Origin of the sequence: Jejudonia soesokkakensis, assembly GCF_042664795.1 — a bacterium.
GTDB classification, from domain to species: Bacteria; Bacteroidota; Bacteroidia; order Flavobacteriales; family Flavobacteriaceae; genus Jejudonia; species Jejudonia soesokkakensis.
Genome location: NZ_JBHTBN010000010.1, coordinates 1 through 5,687, shown reverse-complemented (window position 1 = coordinate 5,687; position 5,687 = coordinate 1). Strand labels below are relative to the sequence as shown.

Annotated in this window: 2 tRNA genes and 3 rRNA genes; all 5 read left to right on the top strand. The window is 47.1% G+C overall.

The window, feature by feature from the left end:
• Positions 1 to 154 precede the first annotated feature (154 nt).
• The 5 genes from ACFQO1_RS13085 to rrf all read left to right on the top strand — a co-directional run bounded on the left by ACFQO1_RS13085 (position 155) and on the right by rrf (position 5,570).
• Positions 155 to 1,677, top strand: a 16S ribosomal RNA gene (locus ACFQO1_RS13085).
• A 175-nt stretch (positions 1,678 to 1,852) separates the two neighbouring features.
• Positions 1,853 to 1,926: transfer RNA gene (locus tag ACFQO1_RS13080), tRNA-Ile, on the top strand.
• A gap of 229 nt (positions 1,927 to 2,155) precedes the next feature.
• Positions 2,156 to 2,232: transfer RNA gene (locus tag ACFQO1_RS13075), tRNA-Ala, on the top strand.
• A 221-nt stretch (positions 2,233 to 2,453) separates the two neighbouring features.
• A 23S ribosomal RNA gene (locus ACFQO1_RS13070) occupies positions 2,454 to 5,276 on the top strand.
• A gap of 187 nt (positions 5,277 to 5,463) precedes the next feature.
• Positions 5,464 to 5,570: ribosomal RNA gene (rrf, locus tag ACFQO1_RS13065) — 5S ribosomal RNA — on the top strand.
• The 16S, 23S and 5S rRNA genes sit together here with 2 tRNA genes alongside, the layout of an rRNA operon.
• Positions 5,571 to 5,687: the final 117 nt, after the last annotated feature.

The window sequence follows — 5,687 nt, the reverse complement described above, 5'->3', positions numbered from 1 at the left end:
AAGTTCATTGATATATTGAAATTGACAGCGTATGGGTTTGGATTGGAAACAATTCGGACTTGTATTGAAAACTAAACTAAGAGAAATAGATTTACCTTGAGAATTTTTTAATGAGTTCAAGCTTATTAGTTGTATAGATTTTATTTAAGATTTAACGATGAAGAGTTTGATCCTGGCTCAGGATGAACGCTAGCGGCAGGCCTAACACATGCAAGTCGAGGGGTAACGGGGTGAGCTTGCTCACCGCCGACGACCGGCGCACGGGTGCGTAACGCGTATACAATCTACCTTATGCTATTGGATAGCCCAGAGAAATTTGGATTAATACAATATAGTATCATATTACCGCATGGTATTTATGATTAAAGGTTACGGCATAAGATGAGTATGCGTCCTATTAGTTAGTTGGTGAGGTAACGGCTCACCAAGACTACGATAGGTAGGGGCCCTGAGAGGGGGATCCCCCACACTGGTACTGAGACACGGACCAGACTCCTACGGGAGGCAGCAGTGAGGAATATTGGACAATGGGCGAGAGCCTGATCCAGCCATGCCGCGTGCAGGAAGACTGCCCTATGGGTTGTAAACTGCTTTTATACGGGAAGAAACACCCCTTCGTGAGGGGGTTTGACGGTACCGTAAGAATAAGGATCGGCTAACTCCGTGCCAGCAGCCGCGGTAATACGGAGGATCCAAGCGTTATCCGGAATCATTGGGTTTAAAGGGTCCGTAGGCGGGATGTTAAGTCAGTGGTGAAAGTCTGCAGCTCAACTGTAGAATTGCCATTGATACTGATGTTCTTGAATCAATGTGAAGTGGTTAGAATAAGTAGTGTAGCGGTGAAATGCATAGATATTACTTAGAATACCGATTGCGAAGGCAGATCACTAACATTGTATTGACGCTGAGGGACGAAAGCGTGGGGAGCGAACAGGATTAGATACCCTGGTAGTCCACGCCGTAAACGATGGATACTAGCTGTTCGGACTTCGGTCTGAGTGGCTAAGCGAAAGTGATAAGTATCCCACCTGGGGAGTACGTTCGCAAGAATGAAACTCAAAGGAATTGACGGGGGCCCGCACAAGCGGTGGAGCATGTGGTTTAATTCGATGATACGCGAGGAACCTTACCAGGGCTTAAATGCATATTGACAGGGGTGGAAACACCTTTTCCTTCGGGCAATTTGCAAGGTGCTGCATGGTTGTCGTCAGCTCGTGCCGTGAGGTGTCAGGTTAAGTCCTATAACGAGCGCAACCCCTGTTGTTAGTTGCCATCGAGTAATGTCGGGAACTCTAACAAGACTGCCGGTGCAAACCGTGAGGAAGGTGGGGATGACGTCAAATCATCACGGCCCTTACGTCCTGGGCCACACACGTGCTACAATGGTAGGGACAGAGAGCAGCCACTGGGTGACCAGGAGCGAATCTATAAACCCTATCTCAGTTCGGATTGGAGTCTGCAACTCGACTCCATGAAGCTGGAATCGCTAGTAATCGGATATCAGCCATGATCCGGTGAATACGTTCCCGGGCCTTGTACACACCGCCCGTCAAGCCATGGAAGCTGGGGGTACCTGAAGTCGGTGACCGCAAGGAGCTGCCTAGGGTAAAACTGGTAACTGGGGCTAAGTCGTAACAAGGTAGCCGTACCGGAAGGTGCGGCTGGAACACCTCCTTTCTAGAGAATGCTATTTATAGCAGGAAAGTACGACGCAATAAGTTTAGCTTATAGTTATTAGGGTATATATATTATCTTGGTTTAGTTGTCAATTTTAATTTTTTTAAGTCTAAAGGCATGACGTATCAGTATATCAAAACTGATTACTGAATACTGAATTACTGAAGACATAGAAAGTCTCATAGCTCAGCTGGTTAGAGCGCTACACTGATAATGTAGAGGTCGGCAGTTCGAGTCTGCCTGAGACTACGAAGTAGGAAAAGGCAAGGCGAGAAGCCTGTCCCGTGGTAGCACGGGGAGTCTGCCTGAGACTACAAGTAATTTTAGATTGTAGATTTGCGATTGTAGATTTTTGATTTAAAAACGTTCATTTTTATATATATTGAAGGAAATTTTAGAAGTTGGGTATCCCAAGTTGACGTATAGGTCATCAATTAACTGATAACTGTTAACTGATAACCGACAACTTAAAACAAATGGGGGATTAGCTCAGCTGGCTAGAGCGCCTGCCTTGCACGCAGGAGGTCATCGGTTCGACTCCGATATTCTCCACCAAGGGCATCAAGAGATGTTGTTATTAGCTGCCATTACACATGGCCTAACGGCACTCGGACCTAGATAGTTCATTGACATATTGAGAATAAGAATACGAGAAAAGCAAATAATAAAGTAAAAGTCCAGTTTGCAGTCTTAGTAGCTAGTTTACAGTGTTACTGTTTACTGTTACTGAATACTGAATACTGGCATTGAATAACTCATTAAAGAGCAAAAAAGTACAATAAGCAAAGTAAGGGCGTATGGGGAATGCCTAGGCTCTCAGAGGCGAAGAAGGACGTGATAAGCTGCGATAAGCTTCGGGGACAAGCACATATTGATTGATCCGAAGATTTCCGAATGGGGCAACCCACTATATTGAAGATATAGTACCGAAAGGGGCGAACCCGGGGAACTGAAACATCTAAGTACCCGGAGGAAGAGAAAACAAAAGTGATTCCGCTAGTAGTGGCGAGCGAACGCGGATTAGCCCAAACCAATGTTGTTACGGCAATATTGGGGTTGTAGGACCACGACATTAGAAGCATAATGAATTAGAACACTTTGGAAAGAGTGGCCATAGACGGTGATAGCCCGGTATAAGTAAAGAGTGTGGATATAGTGGTATCCTGAGTAGTGCGGGGCACGTGAAACCCTGTATGAATCAGCCGGGACCATCCGGTAAGGCTAAATACTCCTGAGAGACCGATAGTGAACCAGTACCGTGAGGGAAAGGTGAAAAGAACCCTGAATAAGGGAGTGAAATAGAACCTGAAACCATACGCTTACAAGCGGTCGGAGCGGACTTGATCTGTGACGGCGTGCCTTTTGCATAATGAGCCTACGAGTTACTGTTGCTAGCGAGGTTAAGATTTTAAGAATCGGAGCCGTAGCGAAAGCGAGTCTGAATAGGGCGCCATAGTTAGTAGTAGTAGACGCGAAACCGTGTGATCTACCCTTGGGCAGGTTGAAGCTGTGGTAACACATAGTGGAGGACCGAACCCGTTGACGTTGAAAAGTCTTGGGATGACCTGAGGGTAGGGGTGAAAGGCCAATCAAACTCGGAAATAGCTCGTACTCCCCGAAATGCATTTAGGTGCAGCGTATACATAGTTTTATAGAGGTAGAGCTACTGATTGGATGCGGGGGCTTCACCGCCTACCAATTCCTGACAAACTCCGAATGCTATAAAATGTTTGTATGCAGTGAGGGCATGGGTGCTAAGGTCCATGTCCGAGAGGGAAAGAACCCAGACCATCAGCTAAGGTCCCCAAATGTATGTTAAGTTGAATAAACGAGGTTGGATTGCATAGACAGCTAGGATGTTGGCTTGGAAGCAGCCATTCATTTAAAGAGTGCGTAACAGCTCACTAGTCGAGCGATCCGGCATGGATAATAATCGGGCATAAACATACTACCGAAGCTATGGACTCCATTGGAGTGGTAGGGGAGCATTCTATTTGTGTTGAAGGTGAACTGTGAGGTTTGCTGGAACGGATAGAAAAGAAAATGTAGGCATAAGTAACGATAATGCGGGCGAGAAACCCGCACACCGAAAGACTAAGGTTTCCTCAGCTATGCTAATCAGCTGAGGGTTAGTCGGGACCTAACGCGAACCCGAAAGGGGTAGTGGATGGCCAACAGGTTAATATTCCTGTACCTGCTCACGTTAAAAGTGACGGAGGCGAAAAGATGGTGCGTGCTGACGGAATAGCACGTTGAAGCCAGTGGTAACACGGCGATAGTACACTGAGGCTACGGCCAAGGTGATAATCCATTGTATCGACTTCCAAGAAAAGCGAGTGAAGCAGCCCGTACCCTAAACCGACACAGGTAGTTGGGATGAGAATTCTAAGGTGCTCGAGAGATTCATGGCTAAGGAACTAGGCAAAATCGACCCGTAACTTCGGGAGAAGGGTCGCCCACAATTTATTGTGGGCCGCAGTGAAGAGGTCCAGGCGACTGTTTATCAAAAACACAGGGCTCTGCAAAATCGAAAGATGAAGTATAGGGCCTGACACCTGCCCGGTGCTGGAAGGTTAAGAGGAGATGTAAGCTTCGGCGAAGCATTGAATTGAAGCCCCAGTAAACGGCGGCCGTAACTATAACGGTCCTAAGGTAGCGAAATTCCTTGTCGGGTAAGTTCCGACCTGCACGAATGGTGTAACGATCTGGACACTGTCTCAGCCATGAGCTCGGTGAAATTGTAGTAACGGTGAAGATGCCGTTTACCCGCTGTGGGACGAAAAGACCCCGTGAACCTTTACTATAGCTTAGTATTGACCTTGGACAAATAATGTGTAGGATAGGTGGGAGACTTTGAAGCGGCATCGCTAGGTGTTGTGGAGTCACTGTTGAAATACCACCCTTTATTTGTTTAGGGCCTAACCCATGAATTTGGGGACAGTGCTTGGTGGGTAGTTTGACTGGGGTGGTCGCCTCCAAAAGAGTAACGGAGGCTTCTAAAGGTTCCCTCAATACGGTTGGCAATCGTGTGTAGAGTGCAATGGCATAAGGGAGCTTGACTGAGAGACCTACAAGTCGATCAGGTACGAAAGTAGAGCATAGTGATCCGGTGGTTCCGCATGGAAGGGCCATCGCTCAAAGGATAAAAGGTACTCCGGGGATAACAGGCTGATCTCCCCCAAGAGCTCACATCGACGGGGGGGTTTGGCACCTCGATGTCGGCTCGTCACATCCTGGGGCTGGAGAAGGTCCCAAGGGTTGGGCTGTTCGCCCATTAAAGTGGCACGCGAGCTGGGTTCAGAACGTCGTGAGACAGTTCGGTCTCTATCTACAGTGGGCGCAAGAAATTTGAGTGGATCTGACTCTAGTACGAGAGGACCGAGTTGGACGAACCTCTGGTGTACCAGTTGTCCCGCCCGGGGCATTGCTGGGTAGCTACGTTCGGAAGGGATAAGCGCTGAAAGCATATAAGCGCGAAACCCACCACAAGATGAGATTTCTTTAAAGGGTCGTGGGAGACTACCACGTTGATAGGTCGCAGGTGTAAGTGCAGTAATGTATGTAGCCGAGCGATACTAATAACCCATAAGCTTATGTACGTCGCCTCCTCCCGAGCAATCGGGAGGAAGCTAACTCTTTACATAGGTTATCAAATTATTTTATACTCTTTTTTCCTATTCTTACTCAATATGTTAAGATATTTGTCCTCGCGGATGCGGGGATCTTTTCCTAGTAAAGGTAAAGGACTCTCAAGAGAGATTCCCGCCTTCGCGGGAACTGAAAAACTAAGGTGGTTATAGCGACGGGGCTCACCTCTTACCATTCCGAACAGAGAAGTTAAGCCCGTTTGCGCCGATGGTACTACAACGTGGAAGAGTAGGTCGCCGCCTTCTTATAAGACCCAATCATTTAAATGATTGGGTCTTTTTTTTGTAGTAAAGTGACATGACCTGCTCTTCTACACTAAGCGCGTTGGATAGCACAGCAAAAAAGTGTACACTGAAAAATTA